Here is a 19,691-nt window from a genome sequence, read left to right on the forward strand (position 1 = left end):
CCATGACCGACTTTACCCCCAATGAAATGATGACCATCGCCGCCGCGCGCCAGCTTTCCAGCAAGGATGTGTGCTTTGTCGGCATCGGCGCGCCATCGGCCGCCTGCAATGTGGCGCGACTGACCCATGCGCCCGACATCACGCTGATCTATGAGAGCGGCACCATCGGCACCGCACCCGATGTTTTGCCCTTGTCGATCGGCGATGGCGAATTATGCGAGACGGCGGTGTCGACTGTCTCGGTGCCCGAAATGTTCCGCTATTGGCTGCAGGGCGGCCGCGTTTCCATCGGCTTTCTGGGCGCGGCGCAGCTCGACCGCTTCGGCAATATCAACACCACGGTGATCGGCGATTATCACCACCCCAAGGTGCGGCTGCCCGGTGGCGGCGGCGCGCCCGAGATCGCTACCTCCTGCGGCGAAATCTACATCACGCTGAAACAGGCGCAGCGCTCGATGGTGGAGAAGGTGGATTTCTTCACCTCCTTCGGTCACGGCGAGGGCGGCGATCATCGCCAGCGGCTCGGCATCACCACCAAGGGGCCGACACTGCTGATCACCGATCTGGCGATCTGGCGGCCCGATCCCGAAACCAAGGAATTCGTGGTGCGCTCGCTGCATCGCGGCGTGACGCGTGACATGGTGCAGGAAACCTGCGGCTGGAAAGTGCGCTTTGCCGACGATCTGGACGAAACCCCGGTGCCGAGCGAACTCGAATTGACCACTTTGCGCGATTTGCAGGCGCGCACCGCCGCGGCCCATGGCGGCAGCAAGAAGGACAACTGAGCATGACGGAAGCGTATATCTGCGCCTATCTGCGCACCCCCATTGGCCGCTTTGGCGGCGCATTGTCCTCGGTGCGGCCCGACGATCTTGGGGCCATTCCGCTCAAGGCGCTGATGGCAGCGCATACTGGCGTCGACTGGGACGCGGTGGATGATGTGATCTTCGGCAATGCCAATCAGGCCGGCGAAGACAACCGCAACGTCGCCCGCATGAGCCTGCTGCTCGCCGGCCTGCCGGTGGGGGTGACCGGCACCACCATCAACCGGCTCTGCGGCTCGGGCATGGATGCGGTGATCGCTGCCGCCCGCGCCATCAAATCCGGCGAGGCCGAGCTGGTGATTGCCGGCGGCACCGAGTCGATGTCGCGTGCGCCCTTCGTGATGCCAAAAGCCGAAACGGCGTTTTCGCGCAACGCGGAAATCTATGACACCACCATCGGCTGGCGCTTCGTCAACAAGCAGATGAAGGCGCTCTATGGCGTCGATTCCATGCCTGAGACCGGCCAGAACGTGGCGCAGGATTTTGAGGTGAGCCGCGAGGCGCAGGACGCTTTCGCGCTGCGCAGCCAGGACAAGGCCGTGGCCGCGCAGGAAAATGGTCGGCTGGCGCGCGAAATCGTCCCGGTTAGCATTGCCCAGAAAAAGGGCGATCCGATCAGCGTCGACAAGGATGAGCATCCGCGCGCCGGGTCGAGCCTCGAAACGCTGGGCAAGCTGCGGCCGTTATTTCCCAATGGCTCGGTGACGGCCGGCAACGCCTCCGGCGTCAATGATGGTGCGGCAGCGCTGATTATCGCCAGCGAAGCCGCCGCCAAAAAGCATGGGCTCGTCCCGATTGCCCGCATTCTCGGCGGCGCTACCGCTGGCGTTGCACCGCGCATCATGGGCATGGGGCCGGCCCCGGCGACGCAGAAGCTGTGCGCCCGGCTGGGTCTGACGTCGGCGGATTTCGATATCATCGAACTCAACGAGGCCTTTGCCAGCCAGGGCATCGCCGTGTTGCGCGAACTGGGCATTGCCGAAGACGCCGACCATGTGAACCCCAACGGCGGCGCCATTGCGCTGGGCCATCCGCTCGGCATGAGCGGCGCACGCATCACCGGCACGGCAGCTTTGGAGCTGGCGCTGACCGGCAAGCGCCGGGCGCTGGCCACCATGTGCATTGGCGTCGGGCAGGGCATCGCCATCGGGCTTGAGCGGGTCTAGATTGCACGCATGAACAGCCAGCGCCCTTTGCTCGACGCCCTGACCGGCGATATCGAAACCGAAACCCTGCTCGCTGATCCGGCCCGGATCGCGGCCATGGTGCGGTTTGAGGCGGCGCTGGCACAAGCCGAAGCCGATGCCGGCCTGATCGGGGCTGACGCGGCGGCCGCCATTGCGGCCGGGCTGGTGGGGTTTGAGCCCGATTGGGACGATCTCGCTTCCGGCATGGCGCGCGATGGGGTGGTGGTGCCGGCGCTGGTAGCGCAGCTGCGCCGTCGCATCGCCGCGCCGCATGCCGAGGCTTTGCATAAGGGCGCGACCAGTCAGGACGTCATCGACACCGCACTGGTGCTGCAGCTGGCTGCGGTGATTGGCCTGTTCGAGACACGATTGTCCAGCCTGCTCGATGGCATCGACCTGCTGCTGGAGCGCCATGGCACCCAGCCCATGATGGCGCATACCCGCATGCAGCAGGCGTTGCCCTATAGTGTGGGGGCAAAACTCGCCACCTGGATTGCCCCGCTGCGGCGGCATCTGGTGGCGCTGGAAGCCTGCCGGCGCGGCTTGCTGGTGATCCAGCTCGGCGGGCCGATTGGCGACCGCAGCAGCTTTGGTGCGCAGGGCGAGGCCATTGCCCGATCCTTGGCGCGGCAGCTCGATCTGGGGCTGGCTGAACCGTGGCAGACGGCGCGCGACCCACTGGTGGGGTTTGCCTCGCTGCTGGCTCTGCTCAGCGGCACGCTGGGCAAGATCGGGGTCGATGTGACCTTGTTGGCGCAGAACGAGATTGGCGCGGTGGCCTTGGCCGGCGGTGGCGGCTCATCCTCGATGGCGCATAAATCCAATCCGGTGAACGCCGAGGTGCTGGTGGCGCTGGCGCGGTATAATGCCGGGCTGGTCGGGACCTTGCAGCAGGCCATGCTGCATGAAAATGAACGCTCCGGCGCCGCCTGGACGCTGGAATGGCTGACCCTGCCGCAGATCGTGGTGGCGACGGGGGCGAGTCTGCGGCTGGGCAATCTGCTGGTGGGGCAGCTGAGCTTTCCGGCGCGTTGAGGCGACTGAATTTAGAGAGCCGCGATAGGCTCCCTCCCCCTTGAGGGGAGGGCGGGGGTGGGGGTGTCGTGGTTCCCGCTGGCTCGGTGTGCTTGGAGGGCACGACACCCCCACCCTAACCCTCCCCTCAAGGGGGAGGGGATGGTATCGGGGCTCGCAATCGGCAGGGATAATATGGGCTCTAAACCCGAGGCAATGGCCCGGTGCTGCGGCCCCAGCGGACGACGCAGCTGATCGTGCGATGGACGCAAGCGTCGTTCGGATCGCGCTCGATGATCTCGGCCAGCGCCGCGCTGACCGCGCCCGGCGGCGGCATGATGGTGGTGATCGAGTGGCAGTCCCAATTGGCCAGGGCGACGCCGTCATGGCCGACAATGGCCAGGTCCTCGGGGACTTTGAGCCCCAGTGAAGCGGCGGCGTCCTGCACGCCGATGGCCATCAGGTCGTTGGCGCAGACGATCACGTCGGGGCGTGAGCGGCGGAGCAGCAAATCCGCTTCCTGGTAGCCAGACTCGTAGGAATAATCGCCATGCTCGACGATGGCGAAGGCCAGTCCATGCGCCGCGAGCGCGTCGGCAAACCAGCCCATGCGTTGCTTGTCGATATGGCTCGAGGCGCGGCCCGACAGATAGACGAAATGGCGACGGCCAAGGCCGACCAGATGTTCGACGATTTCCCCCGTGGCGGCGCTGGCATCGAGCCGCACCTCGGACAGGTCGCGCCCCGCCAGCGGTTCGGAGGAGGCGATCACCGGCACGGCGGAGCGGAAGATGCGCACCGCGTCGTCAATCGACACGGCGTCGGAATACAGCACCACATGATCGACCTGATAGGTCGAAGCCAGCCGCATCAGCTGGCTGCGATCGGCATGGTCGGCGCAGCGCAGCACCAGCGGCATGCGCTCCTGCTCCTGCAGCCTTGTGATCAGTTGGTCGAGCCCTTCGGCCTCGGCCGGATTGGCCACGGTATTGACCACCAGCGCCACCAGCCGCGACTGGCTGTTATTGAGCGAGCGGGCCATCGCATTGGGGCGAAAGCCATGCTCGTCGGCCAGCGCCAGAATGCGCGCCCGGGTCGTCGGCTTCATGCTGGAACCGGCAGAGAAGGCGCGCGAAATGGTGGCAGAGGACACGCCGGCAATTTTGGCCAGTTCGACCGACGTCAGTCCCTTGCGCTGCATGCCATCTCCTCGTCGCCCCTCGCTCAGGGCTGGCCCAGCTCTAGCGCAATCGGCGCGCCATCGCGAGCCGCCGATGCCTTGATGGCGTCCCACAACCGGGCAAAGCGCAGGCCATTGGCGACGGTGGAGGGATTGGCCAGCCGCCCGTCGCGCACCGCCTGGAAGGTGTGCATCGGCGTGTCGCGGGTTTCGCCTTCTTCGCGCGGCTCGGCCACGCCATCAATGCTGACCTCGCGCCATTTGCCCCAGGCGTCGATGCGGATGATGGCCTTGCTGTAAAAGAAGGTGATGGCGGAGGCGCAGCCCGGCGGGCCTTCGCCGGCGGCATTGAAGGTTACCAAGGCGCCATTGCTGAGCCGGGCGGCGACGGCAGTGGCCAGATCGACGGCGAGACCGCGATTATTGGTATAGGCCGAGACGCGTTCGAACTCGGCATCGGCCAGCACGCAGACGGTGTTCATCATGTGTGCGCCGGTATCGAACATGAAGCCGCCGCCGGAAATGGCGGGGTTCTGCTTCCACTGGCCGGCATAGTTGTTTTTCCAGCCCTCCCAGATCACCGCGTTGACGCTGACCAAATCGCCGAAATCGCCGCGCCGCGCCCGGTCGCGCGTGTCGTGCACCAGCGGCGACAGCCCGCCCTGAAAGGCAATCACCACGGTCCGGCCGGTGCGTTGCTCGGCCTCGACCAGTGCCAGCGCTTCGGCGACGGTGGTCACCATCGGCTTTTCCAGCAGCAGATCGTAGCCCGCCTCGATCACCGCCAGCGCATTGGCAGCGTGAAACACATGCGGCGTCGACACATAGACGGCGTCCATCTGGCCCTGCATCGCTGCCAGCATGGCGTCGGCATCGGGATATTCGGCGGGGCGGGGCGCGCCGGCGGCTTCGCAGGTATCGGCGAAGCGCTTCCGCGAAACGTCGCTGACTTCCGCGGTGGCGACGATGGCGACATCGTCCATGGCGGCCCAGCCGCGCGCATAATCGGCGGCCTTCAACCCGGCCCCGATGACTCCCAGACGCAAGACCATGCTCGTTCCTTCCCCAGCGCAAATTTCATATTGCCGGCCGAATGTAAACGTGTACATTTTGGCGCGTCAAGCTGGCAGATGACCAGTTTCGCCAACAGGAGGGCAGTCGTGACGATCCGCGTGACCATCTGGAATGAAGGGCGCCATGAGCAGCGCGATGCGGCGGTGGCCGCGATCTATCCCGACGGCATGGACGGCGCCATCGCCGCCGGCCTCAAGGGGCGCGACTTCACCATCGAGCGCCGGGGGCTCGACGATCCCGAACAGGGGCTGACCCAGGAACTGCTCGATCGCACCGATGTGCTGACCTGGTGGGGCCATGTGGCGCATGACGAGGTGCGCGACGAGATCATCGACCGGGTGCAGCAGCGGGTACTGGCGGGCATGGGGCTGGTGGTGCTGCATTCGGGGCACCATTCCAAGATGTTCCGCCGCATGATGGGCACCAATTGCAACCTGGCCTGGCGCGAACTGCCCGAGGGCGATCTGGAGCGGGTCTGGGTCACCAATCCCGGCCATCCCATCGCCGATGGCGTGCCGCCATTTTTTGAGATTCCGCAGTCGGAAATGTATGGCGAGCCCTTCGACATTCCGGCGGCCGACGAGATCGTCTTCATGAGCTGGTACAAGGGCGGCGAGGTGTTCCGCTCGGGGCTGACCTTCCAGCGTGGGCTGGGGCGGATCTTCTATTTCTCGCCGGGCCACGAAACCTTCCCGATCTACCACCATCCCATGGTGCAGCATGTCATCGGCAATGGCATCGAATGGGCGATGCGGCCGCATAGTGGCGCACGCAAGCTGGACAATTGGCACCGCGCTGAGCCGATCCACCGCTGAGAGACTGGGGCGCGCTGCGCCGCGTTAGGGGATTTCACTATCCCAGGCGCAGGCCGGCGCGCTGCTGTCCCAGACGATTTCGACGGTGGCGTGGCTGATGCCATAGTCGGCGGAGAGCGCGGCTTTGACCGCCTGGGTCACCGCATTGGCATCAACGCCTGGATCGAGCAGGATTTCCAGCGTCGCCACCGGGCGGCCCGAGGTGATCGACCAGACATGGACGTGGCGCACTGCGGCGAGCCCCTTCACCTTGGCGACCAGCGCCGTGCTGAGATCTTCCACCACCACATTGCCGGGGGTGCCTTCCATCAGGATATGCAGCGAGTTGCGGAACAGCGCCCAGGCGCTGCGCAGCACCAGCAGGCTGACCAGCACGCTGAGAATGGGGTCGATCGGCATCCAGCCGGTCAGCCAGATGGTGATGGCGGCGGCGATAGCGGCGACCGAGCCGAGCAAATCGCCCAGCACATGCACCATGGCGCCGCGGATATTCACATGGTCCTTCTCGCCGCGCGACAGCACGAAGAACACCACCATATTGATCACCAGCCCGAGCACGGCGACGATGAACATCGGCCCGGCCAGCACCTCATGCGGCGTCATGAAGCGCTGGATGGCCTCATAGATGATCCAGCCGACCAGGGCGAACAGGGTCACCGCATTGATCAGCCCGGCCACCACTTCGAGCCGCATATAGCCGAAGGTGCGCTTGCCATCCGAGGCGCGGCGGCCGAAGCGGAAGGCGGCCCAGGCCAGCAGCAACGCCGCTGAATCGGTCAGCATGTGCCCGGCATCGGCGATCAGCGCCAGCGAGCCCGAGAGCATGCCGGCGATGATTTCGGCAACCATGAAGGTGGCGGTGAGCAGGAAGCCGATCAGCACCACACGTTCATTGCTGGCGCTGACAGTGGGGGCGTGGCTGTGGCCGGCGTGATCGTGATCCGCATGGTCGTGGTCGTGTGCGGCGTGATCATGCTCGTGGTCGTCATGCGGCGCGTGCTCATGGCCGGCATGGCTGTGGCTCATGCTGCCGGTTTTTTCGTGGTTGGCCGTCATCGCGCCGCTCCGATCAAATCTCGTCATATGAATACATGTTCATATGTTTGAATCAAGCACTTTGCGCAAGGCTGCGCTCAAGCGTCGCTGTCGGCCTCCTGCTCTTCCATGGCGTGCTCGATCATGTCGGTGAGCATATGGGCGATGTGCTCATCGGCGGTTTCGTAGAACACCTGCTTGTTCTGTCGTGTGCCGCGCACCAGCCGCGCGCCGCGCAACAGACGCAGATGGTGGCTGACCAGCGAGGGCGAGGCATTGACCGCCTTGGCGATGTCGCCCACCGCAATCGGCGCCGGCAGGCAGGCCAGCAGCACCCGCAATCGGGTGGGGTCGCCGAGCAGGCGATAGGTTTCGGCAATGACGGCGATCTGGCTGTCGCTGGGTGCGTTCACGGCAATCGTCTCGGTGGGGCAAGCTGGCTCAACAGGTAAGACGCTTTGCCGATATGCGCCAGAGCGCGGTGAGCGTATTGAAGTTTCCACGCCTCGCCGGGGAGGGCTAGGGTGGGGCGCATTGGAGGAGGATCTCATGAATTTCCGCGCATTGGTCACCGAGAGGGATGGTGACGGCAAGGTCAGCTCAGCGGTTCAGATGCTGGATGATGCTCGATTGCCCGAGGGCAATGTGACGGTCGATATCGACTGGGCCGGGCTCAACTACAAGGACGGGCTCTGCCTGACCGGTGGCGGCGGGCTGGTGCGCCTCTACCCCCATGTGGCGGGGATTGATTTTGCCGGTGTTGTGCGGGCCAGCGAGGACGCGCGCTATGGCGTCGGCGACAAGGTGGTGCTGACCGGCTGGCGGGTGGGGGAAACCCAATGGGGCGGCTATGCCGAGCGGGCGCGGGTCAATGGCGACTGGCTGGTGCCCCTGCCACAGGGCCTGAGCACGCGCGACGCAATGATTGTCGGCACGGCGGGGCTGACGGCGATGCTGGCAATTGATCGGCTGGAAGCGGCGGGGCTGACGCCGGCGGGCGAGGTGCTGGTGACCGGGGCGGCCGGTGGTGTGGGCACCATTGCCACCGCGCTGCTGGCGCGGCTGGGGTATCAGGTGGCGGCGCTGTCCGGGCGGCCGCAGCATGCCGAAGCGCTGCGTGCGCTGGGCGCGACCAGCATCATCGACCGGCATGAATTTCTGGCGCAGCCCGACAAGGTGCTGGAATCGGCGCGCTGGGATGCGGCGATCGACAGCGCCGGCGGCAAGGTGCTGGGCAAGCTGCTCAAGCAGATCAAATATGGCGGTGCGGTTGCCAGTCTCGGCAATGCCGGCGGCATCACGCTCGAAACCAATGTGCTGCCCTTCATCCTGCGGGGGGTGACGCTGATCGGCATCGATAGCGTGATGCAGCCTTATGCGACGCGCGTGGCGGCCTGGCGGCGGATTGCCGAGACTTTCGATCTGGCGGCGTATGCCGGATTGGTGCGCGAGGTGGGGCTGGAGGAATTGCCGGGGGCGGCGAGTGAGATTTTGGCGGGTGAGGTGAAGGGGCGGGTGTTGGTGCGGGTGGGGGTGTGAGCGTCTGAGCGCCCGAGCGCCTGAGCATGGGCGAGCGCAGCCCCCTCACCCTGCTTTTCTGCTGAACGCAGAAAAGCTGTCCCTCTCCCACAAGGGGGCGAGGGGGCTCCACTCTTGGACGGGCACTGAGCCCCCTTCTCCCCTCGTGGGAGAAGGTGCCCGAAGGGCGGATGAGGGGGCCCTACCGATACCCCGCCGCCTGCAGCTCGAACAACTCCGCGTAGCGGCCGCGGAGGGCGACGAGGTCTTCGTGCGAGCCGGATTCGAGGATCCCGCCATTGTCGAGCACCAGGATGCGGTCGGCCATGCGGACGGTCGAGAAGCGGTGGGAGATGATCACCGCGGTCTTGCCGGCGGCGAGGCTCTTGAAGCGGGAGAACACTTCGGACTCGGCCTTGGCGTCGAGGGCGGCGGTGGGCTCGTCGAGGATGATCAGATCGGCGTCGCGCATATAGGCGCGGGCGATGGCGACCTTCTGCCATTCGCCGCCGCTGAGGTCGCGGCCCTTTTTGAACAGGCGACCGAGCTGCTGGTTATAGCCCTCGGGCAGCTTGGCGATCACCGCATCGGCGAGGCTGCGCTCGGCGGCGTCTTCGATGCGGACCATGTCGTCCTGATCTTCGATGCGGCCCACCCCGATATTCTCGCGGGCGGAGAGGCTGTAGCGGATGAAATCCTGAAAGATCACCCCGATATGGGCGTGGATATCGGCGACGGCAAAATCCTTGAGGTCGATGCCATCAATGGTGATGCGGCCCTCATCGGGGTCATAGAGCCGGGTCAACAGCTTGACGATGGTGGTCTTGCCGGCGCCGTTTTCGCCGACCAGCGCCAGGGTTTCCCCGGCATGGAGGGTGAAGTTGAGGTGGCGGATCGCCCAATTGTCGGTGTCGGGATAGCGGAAGCCGACATCCTCGAAGGTGATGCCCTGGCGGATCGGCTGCGGGAACGGCTTGGGCGTGGCCGGCGACAGAATGGTCGGCTCGATTTCGAAAAAGCTGAACAGATCGTCGAGATACATCGACTGCCCGGCGATCTGGGTGAAGCCCAGCAAGATCTTCTGGAACAGGCCATTGAGGCGCAGGAACGAGCCGGACAGGAAGGCCAGATCGCCAATGGTGAAAGCGCCGGTGATGGTGCGCCAGACGATGAAGCCATAGGCGCCATAATAGGTCAGCGTCGAGATCGAGGAAAACACGGCGCCCCAAGCGGCGCGCTGGGTCGAAAGCTTGCGGTTTTCGAGATAGATCGCCTGCGCCAGCAGCTTGAAGCGGGCGATGAGGAAATCGCCCAAGCCGAATAGTTTGAGTTCCTTGGCGGTCTCGGCGCTGGCGCCGATATGGCGGATATATTCCAGCTCGCGGCGCTCGGGGGTGCGCCAGCGGCTCATGAAATAGGCCAAAGTGTTGAAACGGGTTTCGCCCCAGATGGCGGGCACGAAACTGAGCGGCAGCAGCAGGATCAGCCACGGCGCATAGGCAAAGAGGCCCAGCCCCAGCGTGACCACGGTGATCATGTCCTGCGCCTGGCCGAACATCTGGCTCAAGAGGGCGTTGCGGCCGGCGGCCTGGCGGCGGGCGCGCTCCAGCCGGTCCTGATATTCGGCGGATTCGAAATGGCGCAGGTCGAGTCGGGCGGCATGCGCCATCAGCTCGACGCTGACCGTGTTGGAATGCAGCTCGGACAGCACCGAGTCGACCAGGCCGGTGGCGCGGGCCAGCAGGTCGGAGACGATCACCAGCCCGAGTTCAAGGCCGAGCAGCACCAGCATGTGATCGAGTACACCCTCGCTCCACCAATCGGCAAAGCCGGGGCCGGGCGGGGTGATCTGGGTGAGGCGGATCACCTCGTCGATGATCAGCTTGCCGACATAGAGCATGGCGATGGGCTGCAGCGACGAAATCAGCCGCAGGCCGATGCTGGCGGCAGTCAGCCGCTTGCTGGTGCGCCAGATCTGCGCCACCAGCCGGCCAAGATGGCGCAAATTGTCGATCCGCTCGCGGAAGGTGGGGGCGGCATCGGGCGTCGGCGGCGGGCGGCGCCCGGGAAGGTCTGTCATACCAGCATGATAGCGGGGCGCGGGAGAGGGGGAAATAGCTTTGCGTGGGGGAATGATAAGGCACACGCATCAAAGCATGGGCACACGCAGGCCCCCTCACCCAGCTTTTCTGCTGAACGCAGAAAAGCTGTCCCTCTCCCTCAAGGGGCGAGGGGGGCTCCACTCTTTGGGGGCCACCGAGTTCCCTTCTCCCCTCGTGGGAGAAGGTGCCCGAAGGGCGGATGAGGGGGCGGCGCCGGTGAACCAGAGGCTGGCTGCCGCGTTTGCCTTGTTTCAGCGCGAAAGGATTTCGACATGCTCAAGGACAAGGATGCTGCCGCCATCGTGGCGGTCAAGGATATGGCGCGGGCGCGGGCGTTTTACGCCGAAACGCTGGGGCTCGATCTGCTCAGCGGGGACGACAATGTCGCCACCTTCCGCACCGGGGCGACCACGCTGGTGGTGTATGTTTCCGATTTCGCCGGCACCAACAAGGCCAATGCGGTGGCCTGGGGCGTCGGTGACCAGATCGCGCCCATCGCCGCCGCCCTCGCCGCCAAGGGTGTCAAATTCGAGCACTATCCGGCGATGGGGCTCGACTATGCCAACGGCATCCATTCGTCGGGCGACTTCAAGGCCGTCTGGTTCAAGGACCCGGACGGCAATATTTTGCATCTGAACAGCATGTAGCTAAGGCAGTTCGTGCAGGAACCGGGCCAGGTCGTCGGTGACGTGATGCACATGGGGGCCGGCGGCGCGGTCCAGTTCCCAGGTTTCGACCTGCGCATGATCATAATCGGCGCCGGCCACCACCTGCACCGTCGCCATGCCGACTTCATGCGGTACGACGAGGTTTTTCTCCAGGTCGTCGAACATCACGGCGCGGGTCGGGTCGATGCCATTGCTGGCGAAGAAGCCGTCATAGGCTTCGCGGTGCGGCTTGGGCACATAGGTCATGGCGCGGATGTCATAGACCGACTCGAACAGATCGTCGCCGCCCAGCCGGGTCAGCACCGCATGGGCATGGCCGGTATCGCCATTGGTCAGGATGAATTTGCGCCCCGGCAGCGCCTTGATGGCGGCGACCAGATCGGGATGCGGATCGACGGGGGAATAGTCGATGGCGTGGACGGTGTTGAGGAAATGATCGGGGTCGATCTCGTGCCGCAGCATCAGCCCGTTCAGCGTGGTGCCGAAATCGCGGTAATAGGATTTCTGCAAGGCGCGGGCGGCCTCGAAATCGAGCTGGGTGATGTCCATCACATAGCGGGTGATGCGGCTATCGATCTGCGCGAACAGATTGCAGCTGCGCGGATAGAGGGTGTTGTCGAGATCGAACACCCAATCGGTAATGTGGCTGAGGCTGGCGGGCGGTGGGGACGACAAATCATTCATGGTCGTCGAACACTACGCTAAATTCCTAAAAGTTTCACCCTGCGGGGCCACCCCGGCGTGAGCCGGGATGGCAGTGGGGCAAGGCGGCCTTACTTGGCAGTATTGGCTTCGATGACAAAGCCCAGGGCGGTGATCAGGCCGGCCGGGTTGGCGGCGGCGGCCATCAGCACCAGCAGCGAGGTCGGAGACGGCGGCGCGACCTTGATTTCAAGGCTCTGCGGATCATCAAGGAAGGCCGAGACCGGCGGGATCACGATGTCGTTGAGCGCGGGAATGCCGGACTGGGCCAGCAGCATCGGCAGCATGGCCTTGAGGCCGGCCACATAGCTGGCGCGGTCGGTGCCGGCTTCCTTGGCAAAATGCTCCAGCAGCTTGCCGGCCAGCGAGGCATCGTCATAACGCACCGAGGCGCTGACGATTGAGACGCCCTGCATCAGCGCCATGGCGCTCATCATCTGGGCCTGCGACTGCTCCTCGGTGAGCTCCTCGCCCGCCGTGCTGGTCTGCATCGCGGTGATCTGGTCGATCACTGCCGGGGTGAGGCCGGTTACGTGCATGGGGATGTTGAGGGCGCCCAGATCGGCGAAGTCGAACAGGAACTCGCTGATCTCCAACCGGCCATCGGCCATCGACCAGCTGGCATCCTGGGTGATGTCGCCGGAAATCGTGGTGAGGCCAAGCGCCTCGATGGTAGCGGCGGCATCGGGATCTTCCTCGCCGACGCTGGTGAGGTCGATGGCGATGCCATTGATCGCCAGGGTCGAGCCCAGATCGATCAGCTCGGCGCTGCCCTGGGCCGGATTGAAGGTCGAGAGGGCTTCAATGGAGTCGATCGACACCATTTCGGCGCCATCGCGGGTGATCAGCAGCGGGCCGGTGCTGAAGCCACCAACCAGCTGCAGCATGGCCACGGCCGAAACCGTGTCGCCGGCGGGGATGTAGAGATTGTCGGCGCGCATGTCGCTGAGGGTCAAATGCCCGACCGGCTCGCCAGCCTCGCCGAATTCGGTGTCGATATCGGGAATGGTGACGGATTTGGCGGTGTAGCTGCCATCGGCGGCTTCGACCACGCCAGAGAAGGTGATCTCGGTAGCAAGGCTGGTCGGCTCGGCATCGGCGTCGGCCATCGTGACGGTCACACCATCGACGGTGACGGTGTCACCATCCAGCGTCGCGGGGCCGAAGGCGAAGTCATAGCCCATGGTCTGGTAAACCGCAGCGACGCGATCGACGAAGGCCTGGGCGTCGAGTGCCATGGCCGGCGCCATCATGGCGGCGGTGGCGACGCCGCTGAGCAGCAGCAGGCGGACAGTCTGGGTGGTTCGCATCGTCATCTCCGGCGGTGTTGTTGTCATTTTGATTGTCGGGGCGGGCGCATTGCAACAATAGAACCAACGCCATATTGCGGCAGATGGCTCCTTGACCGTTGAATTGCAATAGATTCCGGCCACAAATAGTCCGTGCAGTTCTATTGTCGGTTTATGACAGCATAATGCAGCAAAGCGCGGTTTAGAGGTCCGTTTCCGGCTCCAGAAACTGCCGATAGGCCGGGTTGTCGGTCTCGTTCCAATAGGGAAAGCCGATGGCGTCGATATGGGCAATGAAGTCGGCCCGGGTCGCTGCCGGCACCTGCACCCCGACCAGCACGCGGCCATAGTCCGAGCCATGGTTGCGGTAGTGGAACAGCGAAATGTTCCAGGCATCGTTGAGCCCTTCGAGGAATTTCAGCAGCGCACCGGGGCGCTCGGGGAACTGGAAGCGATAGACCACCTCGTCCTCGATATCATTGACGCGGCCGCCGACCATGTGGCGGACATGCAGCTTGGCCACCTCATTGTCGGTGAGGTCGATGACCTGCAGGCCGCGATCTTCGAGCAGGCTGATGATCTCACGCTTTTCCGCATCGCCGCGCGTCAGCTTGATGCCGACGAAAATCTTGGCGGTGGCGCCATGGCCGAGGCGGTAATTGAACTCGGTGATCGGGCGCTGGCCCAACAGGCGGATAAAGGCGCGGTAGCTGCCCGGCTGTTCGGGAATGCCGACACAGAACAGCGCCTCGGCCCGCTCGCCGATTTCGGCACGCTCGGCCACATAGCGCAGCCGGTCGAAATTGACATTGGCACCCGAATTGATGGCGATCAGCGCGCCCTTGGGGGCCGCGCCGCTTTCCACCTGCCGCCGCAGCCCGGCCAGAGCCAGCGCGCCGGCCGGCTCGGCAATGGCGCGCATATTGTCGAAAATATCCTTGATCGCGGCGCAGATTTCGTCGGCGCTGACGGTGACGATGTCATCGAGCAATTCGCGGCACAGCCGGAAGGTCTCGTCGCCCACCTGGCGCACGGCGACGCCATCGGCAAACAGCCCGACTTCTTCCAGCACCACCGGATGGCCGGCGGCGATGGCGGCCTTCATGCTGGCGGCTTCTTCGGGCTCGACGCCGATGATCTTGATTTCGGGACGGAGGAATTTGACGAAGGCGGCAATGCCGGCGGCGAGGCCCCCGCCACCGACCGGCACATAGATGGCGCCGATTTCGCCCGGATGCTGGCGCAGCAATTCCATGCCGATGGTGCCCTGACCGGCGATCACGTCAGGATCATCGAACGGATGCACCACCACATAGCCATGCTTTTCCGCCAGTTCGGCGGCATGGAGGCGCGCGGCGTCAAAACCGTCGCCAAACAGCACGACTTCGCCGCCGAGGCGGCGCACGGCGTTCACTTTGATCGCCGGGGTTGTGGTCGGCATCACGATGATGGCGCGAATGCCCAGCCGGCTGGCCGACAGCGCCACGCCCTGGGCATGGTTGCCGGCCGAGGCGCAGATCACCCCGCGGAGCCGCTCCTCGGCGCTGAGCTGGGCGATGCGATTATGGGCGCCGCGAATCTTGAAGGAGAAGACCGGCTGCATGTCCTCGCGCTTGAGCAGCACCTCGACACCCAGGCGGGCGGAGAGCTGCTCCATCTTTTCGAGCGGGGTTTCCTCGGCCACTTCATAGACCGATGAGGTGAGGATGCGGCGGATATAGTCCTGCATGACGGCACTCCGGTAAGTGCCGCCGAGGGACGCCCGGGCGGCTGATTTGTCAACCGCCTCAATGGCACAGCCCTAACAGACAAGGCCGCCCACTGGGCGGCCTTGCAGCAAATTCTGGATTGGTGGCTTTAGAACTTCCAGGCGAGACCGGCGCGCACGACCGAGCCGCTCGGCTCGCTGGTGCCGGCCTTGACGCCGCCGCTGGTGACGTCATTGACGCCATAATGGGTCCAGGTCGCATTGAGGCGGGCCATCAGGTTTTCGGTGACCATCATGTCGACGCCCAGGCCGAGCTGCCAGCCGCCGGCGGTGTAGGTGGAGTCGGGCGTGCCGAAATGCGGGCTGAAATCGAAGCGCCCCCAGGTGTAACCCACCGTGGCATAGGCCAGCACATTGTTGGCCACCGGGTAGCCCAAGGTGGCGCGGACGGCGGTTTCCCACTTCAACGCGCCGTAATTCTTGCTGAGGTGTTCGAACTCGGTCGCCACATTGTTCACTTCGGCGTCGATGCCGAGCACGAACCAGTCATTGAGCTGCTGGCGATAGCCGGCGAAGATGCCGGCATTGCCGCCAATATCGCCGATCAGCAATTCGCCGGGCAGGCCGGTGTTGATTTCGTGGCTCTTCATCGCCACGAGGCTTCCCTGCGCGCCGACATAAAAGCCATCCCAGGCCGAATAGCTCGGCTGGTAGGACTGGTTGGTGACCGTGGGCAGGATCATGATGGTCTCGACCTGCTGGGCCTGAGCGCCGGCGACGGAAGCCATGAGGGTGGCGCCAACAAGGGCGGCAAGCTTGATTTCAGTACGCATGGAAAACCCCAGATAGTATTTGATGTAAATTGACACGCCGCAGCGCGGCGGGCCTATGCCCAAAGGGCCACACCCCGCGGAATAGCGGCGGAAAGTGGGAATTGGTTAGCAAATGGTGAACGCGATCAGCGAACGATCAGCGTGCCGGCGCCGAACTCGGTGAAGAGTTCCACCAAGACCACGTGGGGCATCTTGCCATTGAGGATCACCACGCCCTCGACGCCGTTATCCAGCGCCTCGAGACAGGTTTCCACCTTGGGAATCATGCCGCCGGAAATGGTGCCGTCGGCGATCAGTTCCTTGGCCTCGGCCACGCTCAGCTCGGGGATCAGCTTGCCGTTGCGATCCAGCACGCCCGGCACGTCGGTCAGGAACAGCAGGCGCTTGGCGCCGAGCGAGCCGGCAATGGCGCCGGCAAAAGTGTCGGCATTGATATTGTAGGTATTGCCATCGCGGCCGGGGGCTACGGGGGCGATGACCGGGATCATCTCCGAGCGCGCCAGCAGATCGAGCAGGGTGCGGTCGACATCGACCGGCTCGCCGACAAAGCCGAGATCGAGCACTTTCTCGATATTGGAGGTCGGGTCTTTCACCGTCTTCACGGCCTTTTTAGCGAAGACCATGTTGCCGTCCTTGCCGCACAACCCGATGGCCCATTCGCCCTCGGCATTGATCAGCGCGACGATTTCCTTGTTGATCGAACCGGCCAGCACCATTTCCACCACTTCCATGGTGCGCTGGTCGGTGACGCGGAGCCCGCCTTCGAATTTCGATTCGATGCCCAGCTTGGCCAGCATCGAGGCAATCTGCGGCCCGCCGCCATGCACTACGATCGGATTGACCTTGGACTGCTTGAGCAGCGCGATATCGCGGGCAAAGGCCTGGCCGAGCTTGGCGTCGCCCATGGCATGACCGCCATATTTCACCACGACGGTCTTGCCCTCATAGCGCTGCATATAGGGCAGCGCCTGCGCAAGAATCCCGGCATCATGGCTGAACCGGTCGGTCGAATTATCTTGGTCGGACATGGACGGCCCCATCCTGTTGGCAAGGCGGCAAAGATGCTTCGGGTCTAGAGCATAGCATCACAAAGGAAAAGCCGGTTCTATGGCATTTGCCCATTGATCCAATTCACGTTCTCCTGCGTTGTGGTGGCAGTGAGGAATCGGCAGGCGTCAGGAGGCTGCACTACCCATGTCCAGTCAGACGCCGCCATCGCGCGACATTGCCGACCTCATCGCCCGTTGCGCCCTGCGCGACCGCGCCGCCTTTCGCGTCCTCTATGACCGGACCAGCGCGAAACTCTTCGGCGTCACCCTGCGTATCTTGAGAGATCGAGCCGAGGCCGAAGAGGCGATCCAGGAAATCTATGTGAAGATCTGGCAGCGCGCCGATCGCTACGTGATGGGCAATACCAGCCCGATCAGCTGGCTGGTCGCCGTTGCCCGCAACCATGCGCTCGACATGCTGCGGGCGCGCCGCCCGGCCTCGGCCGATATCGACGCGGCGCTGGATATTGCCGATTCGGGGCCATCCCCGGAGCGGGCGGCCGAGGATAGCGACGAAAAACGCCGGATCGAGCACTGCCTGGGCACGCTCGAACCCGAGCGGGCCGATGCGGTGCGCGGCGCCTATCTCGATGGCTATAGCTACGAAGAACTGGCGTCCCGCCACGCCATACCCTTGAATACGATGCGGACCTGGTTGCGGCGGAGCCTGGTCAAACTGAAGGACTGTCTTTCGACATGAGCAGCAGCGGCGACAGCGATGGAGGTTTTGCCGGGCGCAATGCGCTGGTGGCCGAGTATGTGCTCGGCCTGCTGTCGGCTGCCGAGCATGCCCGTGTCGGCAGGCTGATCGAAGCCGATCCGGCCCTGCGCGCCGAGCATGATTTCTGGGTGGCGCGTTTTGCCGAGCTGGATGGTGAATTTGCTGAAGTGCCGGTGCCCCGTCCGCTGTTTGCCGCCATCGAAAAGCGGGTGTTTGGTGCGGCGACGGGCGGCGCGGCGGCGTTCTGGGACAATCTGATGGTCTGGCGCGGCATCGCTGCCGGGGCCATCGCTATTGCGGTCGCTGCCGTGGGCTTCAACCTGCTGCAGCCGGCGCCCGATGTCGGCGCGTTGACCACCCAATTGGTCGCCGCACTCGAAGCGGAGGGCAGCAATGTCAAATTCGTGGCGCTCTATGACGGCAGCGGCAATGTGCGGCTCACCGCCTTGTCGGGCGAGGCGGTGCCGGACCGCGATTTTGAACTCTGGGCCATCCAGGGCGGCAACGCGCCGGTGTCGATGGGCGTGATCCCGATCACCGATCGCAGCGCCGTCGCCGTCGCGCCGGCAATCATGGCGGGCTGGGGCGAAGGCTCGGTGCTGGCGATCACGCTGGAGCCCAAGGGTGGTTCCCCCAGCGGCGCGCCGACCGGCCCCATCGTCGCTCAGGGTGCGGTGACAAAAATCTGAAACTCTTCTTCGCGCCGTTCCGTACCTGCTGTTGTCCCTGCCGAATAGGGGAACGAAACACAGGAAGGAATGACTGCAATGACCCTCTCTCTCCGCGCTCTGTCCGTCGCCGCCATGCTCACCATCGCCTCGATCGGCGGCGCTATGGCCCAGGACAATCCGATGGTCGGCGGCGCCGCCATGTTTGCCGACAAGAACATCGTCGAGAATGCCGTGAACTCGGCCGATCACACCACGCTGGTCGCCGCCGTCAAGGCCGCCGGCCTAGTCGAGACGCTGTCGGGCGCTGGCCCGTTCACCGTGCTGGCCCCGGTCAATGCCGCCTTCGACGCGCTGCCGGCCGGCACGGTGGACAATTTGCTGAAGCCGGAAAACAAGGACATGCTGTCCACCATCCTGGCCTGCCATGTGATCCCGGCCAAGGCGCTGTCGGGTGACATTGCCGGCATGGTCAAGGCCGATGGCGGCGAGCATGTCGTCGACACCGTCGGCGGCTGCAAGCTGACGCTCAAGGATGTCGACGGCAAGATCACCGTCACCGATGAAAACGGCACCGTCGCCAATGTGACCATCCCCGACGTGATCCAGTCCAATGGCGTGATCCACGTCATCGACGCCGTGCTGACGCCAAAATCGGCCATGTAGCCACCAATGAGAGGTCGCCGGTGGCGGCCTCTCACCATAACTTGACGTGTCATTGTCCCCTGGAGGGACGTAGAATAGCTGTCGAAACGCCTTCGCGCCCTCGGCGCGGCGGCAGGTTTGAAGGGAAGACGGAATGGCTGTCCTTGATCGTCGTCAGGTGTTGCTGGGCGGCACGGCTGTTGCCGCGCTCGCCGCCTATGCGGTGTTGCGTCCCACGGCCCCGGCGCAAGCGGCCGAAGCCAGTTTTCCGTTTCAGCTGACGGATGCGGAATGGCAGGCGCGGCTTGAGCCGGCCGCCTATCAGACGCTGCGCCACGAGGCCACCGAGATGCCGTTCAGCTCGCCGCTGGATGATGAGCATCGCGCCGGAATGTTCCACTGCGCCGGCTGCGATCAGGCGCTGTTCAATTCGGACACCAAATTCGACAGCGGCACCGGCTGGCCCAGCTTTTACACCTTTATCGACGGTGCGCTGGGCACGACGGAAGACAACACGCTGTTCATGGCTCGGGTCGAAGTTCACTGCTCCAATTGCGGTGGGCATCAGGGGCATGTGTTCGAAGATGGTCCGCCGCCGACGGGCCTGCGTTACTGTATCAATGGCGTGGCGCTGCGGTTCCAGCCGGCCTAGTCTTTCG

At 64.4% G+C, this 19,691-nt stretch carries 20 protein-coding genes; 10 read left to right on the forward strand and 10 right to left on the reverse strand.

Translation table 11 applies throughout. The annotated features are described in order from the left end of the window. The first annotated feature begins 2 nt into the window (after positions 1–2). Genes ACX3OW_RS04570 through ACX3OW_RS04580 form a run of 3 tightly spaced genes read left to right on the forward strand, consistent with a single transcriptional unit; the run spans position 3 to position 3,046 of the window. Positions 3–785: a CoA-transferase subunit beta gene (locus ACX3OW_RS04570; RefSeq protein WP_459094544.1), complete on the forward strand. Its 783-nt coding sequence runs from the start codon at positions 3–5 to the stop codon at positions 783–785. A 2-nt stretch (positions 786–787) separates the two neighbouring features. Continuing rightward, positions 788–1,990: a 3-oxoadipyl-CoA thiolase gene (gene pcaF / locus ACX3OW_RS04575; protein WP_459094545.1), complete on the forward strand. Its 1,203-nt coding sequence runs from the start codon at positions 788–790 to the stop codon at positions 1,988–1,990. Between the two features lie 9 nt (positions 1,991–1,999). Beyond that, positions 2,000–3,046: a 3-carboxy-cis,cis-muconate cycloisomerase gene (locus tag ACX3OW_RS04580; RefSeq protein WP_459094546.1), complete on the forward strand. Its 1,047-nt coding sequence runs from the start codon at positions 2,000–2,002 to the stop codon at positions 3,044–3,046. 181 nt (positions 3,047–3,227) lie between these two features. Here ACX3OW_RS04580 and ACX3OW_RS04585 read toward each other — a convergent pair whose 3' ends face one another. Together ACX3OW_RS04585 and ACX3OW_RS04590 are read right to left on the reverse strand one after the other, a co-directional pair. Then, a complete protein-coding gene (locus ACX3OW_RS04585) occupies positions 3,228–4,226 on the reverse strand; it encodes a LacI family DNA-binding transcriptional regulator (RefSeq protein WP_459094547.1) in 999 nt (332 codons plus the stop codon). A gap of 23 nt (positions 4,227–4,249) precedes the next feature. Then, entirely contained in the window at positions 4,250–5,257 is a 1,008-nt protein-coding gene (locus tag ACX3OW_RS04590) for a Gfo/Idh/MocA family protein (RefSeq protein WP_459094548.1), read from the reverse strand. 108 nt (positions 5,258–5,365) lie between these two features. Here ACX3OW_RS04590 and ACX3OW_RS04595 point away from each other — a divergent pair, with 108 nt between their 5' ends. Continuing rightward, entirely contained in the window at positions 5,366–6,094 is a 729-nt protein-coding gene (locus ACX3OW_RS04595) for a ThuA domain-containing protein (protein WP_459094549.1), read from the forward strand. A gap of 24 nt (positions 6,095–6,118) precedes the next feature. On the opposite strand, the gene ACX3OW_RS04600 is transcribed toward ACX3OW_RS04595, so the two are convergent. Together ACX3OW_RS04600 and ACX3OW_RS04605 are read right to left on the reverse strand one after the other, a co-directional pair. Next, positions 6,119–7,150: a cation diffusion facilitator family transporter gene (locus tag ACX3OW_RS04600; RefSeq protein WP_459094550.1), complete on the reverse strand. Its 1,032-nt coding sequence runs from the start codon at positions 7,148–7,150 to the stop codon at positions 6,119–6,121. 77 nt (positions 7,151–7,227) lie between these two features. Next, on the reverse strand, positions 7,228–7,542 hold the full coding sequence (locus ACX3OW_RS04605) for an ArsR/SmtB family transcription factor (protein WP_459094551.1): 315 nt from the start codon (positions 7,540–7,542) through the stop codon (positions 7,228–7,230). A gap of 136 nt (positions 7,543–7,678) precedes the next feature. Here ACX3OW_RS04605 and ACX3OW_RS04610 point away from each other — a divergent pair, with 136 nt between their 5' ends. Continuing rightward, positions 7,679–8,668: an acrylyl-CoA reductase family protein gene (locus ACX3OW_RS04610; protein ID WP_459094552.1), complete on the forward strand. Its 990-nt coding sequence runs from the start codon at positions 7,679–7,681 to the stop codon at positions 8,666–8,668. A gap of 181 nt (positions 8,669–8,849) precedes the next feature. On the opposite strand, the gene ACX3OW_RS04615 is transcribed toward ACX3OW_RS04610, so the two are convergent. Continuing rightward, entirely contained in the window at positions 8,850–10,727 is a 1,878-nt protein-coding gene (locus ACX3OW_RS04615; protein WP_459094553.1) for an ABC transporter ATP-binding protein, read from the reverse strand. A gap of 294 nt (positions 10,728–11,021) precedes the next feature. Here ACX3OW_RS04615 and ACX3OW_RS04620 point away from each other — a divergent pair, with 294 nt between their 5' ends. Beyond that, on the forward strand, positions 11,022–11,396 hold the full coding sequence (locus tag ACX3OW_RS04620) for a VOC family protein (RefSeq protein ID WP_459094554.1): 375 nt from the start codon (positions 11,022–11,024) through the stop codon (positions 11,394–11,396). Here the strand turns inward: ACX3OW_RS04620 and ACX3OW_RS04625 are convergent, their stop codons facing one another. The 5 genes from ACX3OW_RS04625 to argB form a co-directional block, all read right to left on the reverse strand. Continuing rightward, entirely contained in the window at positions 11,397–12,101 is a 705-nt protein-coding gene (locus ACX3OW_RS04625) for a pyrimidine 5'-nucleotidase (protein ID WP_459094555.1), read from the reverse strand. Positions 12,102–12,190: 89 nt separating this feature from the next. Then, positions 12,191–13,429 (reverse strand): hypothetical protein, encoded by a 1,239-nt coding sequence (locus ACX3OW_RS04630; protein ID WP_459094556.1) that lies wholly within the window; start codon positions 13,427–13,429, stop codon positions 12,191–12,193. A 181-nt stretch (positions 13,430–13,610) separates the two neighbouring features. Beyond that, positions 13,611–15,137 carry a threonine ammonia-lyase, biosynthetic gene (gene ilvA / locus ACX3OW_RS04635; RefSeq protein WP_459094557.1) on the reverse strand — a complete coding sequence of 509 codons (1,527 nt, stop codon included), beginning with the start codon at positions 15,135–15,137 and terminating at the stop codon, positions 13,611–13,613. 128 nt (positions 15,138–15,265) lie between these two features. After that, the gene (locus tag ACX3OW_RS04640) at positions 15,266–15,949 is read right to left on the reverse strand and encodes an outer membrane protein (RefSeq protein WP_459094558.1); all 684 of its coding nucleotides are present in this window, start codon (positions 15,947–15,949) and stop codon (positions 15,266–15,268) included. A 125-nt stretch (positions 15,950–16,074) separates the two neighbouring features. Further along, positions 16,075–16,977 carry an acetylglutamate kinase gene (argB, locus tag ACX3OW_RS04645; protein ID WP_459094559.1) on the reverse strand — a complete coding sequence of 301 codons (903 nt, stop codon included), beginning with the start codon at positions 16,975–16,977 and terminating at the stop codon, positions 16,075–16,077. A 166-nt stretch (positions 16,978–17,143) separates the two neighbouring features. Here argB and ACX3OW_RS04650 point away from each other — a divergent pair, with 166 nt between their 5' ends. The 4 genes from ACX3OW_RS04650 (at position 17,144) to msrB (ending at position 19,684) form a co-directional block, all read left to right on the forward strand. Continuing rightward, positions 17,144–17,698 (forward strand): sigma-70 family RNA polymerase sigma factor, encoded by a 555-nt coding sequence (locus ACX3OW_RS04650; protein ID WP_459094560.1) that lies wholly within the window; start codon positions 17,144–17,146, stop codon positions 17,696–17,698. Beyond that, positions 17,695–18,408, forward strand: coding sequence for an anti-sigma factor (locus ACX3OW_RS04655; protein WP_459094561.1), 714 nt, complete (start codon positions 17,695–17,697; stop codon positions 18,406–18,408). The genes ACX3OW_RS04650 and ACX3OW_RS04655 overlap by 4 nt, the downstream gene beginning before the upstream one ends. 114 nt (positions 18,409–18,522) lie before the next feature. Beyond that, positions 18,523–19,053 carry a fasciclin domain-containing protein gene (locus ACX3OW_RS04660; protein WP_459094802.1) on the forward strand — a complete coding sequence of 177 codons (531 nt, stop codon included), beginning with the start codon at positions 18,523–18,525 and terminating at the stop codon, positions 19,051–19,053. Between the two features lie 133 nt (positions 19,054–19,186). Next, positions 19,187–19,684: a peptide-methionine (R)-S-oxide reductase MsrB gene (gene msrB / locus ACX3OW_RS04665; RefSeq protein WP_459094562.1), complete on the forward strand. Its 498-nt coding sequence runs from the start codon at positions 19,187–19,189 to the stop codon at positions 19,682–19,684. The last annotated feature ends 7 nt before the right edge of the window (positions 19,685–19,691 follow it).

It is taken from the genome of Devosia sp. A449, assembly GCF_054489375.1.

Excerpts from the sequence above, each read along its gene's own strand:
- ACX3OW_RS04570 (WP_459094544.1), top strand. The coding sequence starts at position 3 with ATGACCGACTTTACCCCCAATGAAATGATGACCATCGCCGCCGCGCGC.
- pcaF (WP_459094545.1), top strand. The coding sequence starts at position 788 with ATGACGGAAGCGTATATCTGCGCCTATCTGCGCACCCCCATTGGCCGC.
- ACX3OW_RS04580 (WP_459094546.1), top strand. The coding sequence starts at position 2,000 with ATGAACAGCCAGCGCCCTTTGCTCGACGCCCTGACCGGCGATATCGAA.
- ACX3OW_RS04585 (WP_459094547.1), bottom strand. The coding sequence starts at position 4,226 with ATGCAGCGCAAGGGACTGACGTCGGTCGAACTGGCCAAAATTGCCGGC.
- ACX3OW_RS04590 (WP_459094548.1), bottom strand. The coding sequence starts at position 5,257 with ATGGTCTTGCGTCTGGGAGTCATCGGGGCCGGGTTGAAGGCCGCCGAT.
- ACX3OW_RS04600 (WP_459094550.1), bottom strand. The coding sequence starts at position 7,150 with ATGACGGCCAACCACGAAAAAACCGGCAGCATGAGCCACAGCCATGCC.
- ACX3OW_RS04610 (WP_459094552.1), top strand. The coding sequence starts at position 7,679 with ATGAATTTCCGCGCATTGGTCACCGAGAGGGATGGTGACGGCAAGGTC.
- ACX3OW_RS04615 (WP_459094553.1), bottom strand. The coding sequence starts at position 10,727 with ATGACAGACCTTCCCGGGCGCCGCCCGCCGCCGACGCCCGATGCCGCC.
- ACX3OW_RS04620 (WP_459094554.1), top strand. The coding sequence starts at position 11,022 with ATGCTCAAGGACAAGGATGCTGCCGCCATCGTGGCGGTCAAGGATATG.
- ACX3OW_RS04625 (WP_459094555.1), bottom strand. The coding sequence starts at position 12,101 with ATGAATGATTTGTCGTCCCCACCGCCCGCCAGCCTCAGCCACATTACC.
- ACX3OW_RS04630 (WP_459094556.1), bottom strand. The coding sequence starts at position 13,429 with ATGCGAACCACCCAGACTGTCCGCCTGCTGCTGCTCAGCGGCGTCGCC.
- ilvA (WP_459094557.1), bottom strand. The coding sequence starts at position 15,137 with ATGCAGGACTATATCCGCCGCATCCTCACCTCATCGGTCTATGAAGTG.
- ACX3OW_RS04640 (WP_459094558.1), bottom strand. The coding sequence starts at position 15,949 with ATGCGTACTGAAATCAAGCTTGCCGCCCTTGTTGGCGCCACCCTCATG.
- argB (WP_459094559.1), bottom strand. The coding sequence starts at position 16,977 with ATGTCCGACCAAGATAATTCGACCGACCGGTTCAGCCATGATGCCGGG.
- ACX3OW_RS04650 (WP_459094560.1), top strand. The coding sequence starts at position 17,144 with ATGTCCAGTCAGACGCCGCCATCGCGCGACATTGCCGACCTCATCGCC.
- ACX3OW_RS04655 (WP_459094561.1), top strand. The coding sequence starts at position 17,695 with ATGAGCAGCAGCGGCGACAGCGATGGAGGTTTTGCCGGGCGCAATGCG.
- ACX3OW_RS04660 (WP_459094802.1), top strand. The coding sequence starts at position 18,523 with ATGCTCACCATCGCCTCGATCGGCGGCGCTATGGCCCAGGACAATCCG.
- msrB (WP_459094562.1), top strand. The coding sequence starts at position 19,187 with ATGGCTGTCCTTGATCGTCGTCAGGTGTTGCTGGGCGGCACGGCTGTT.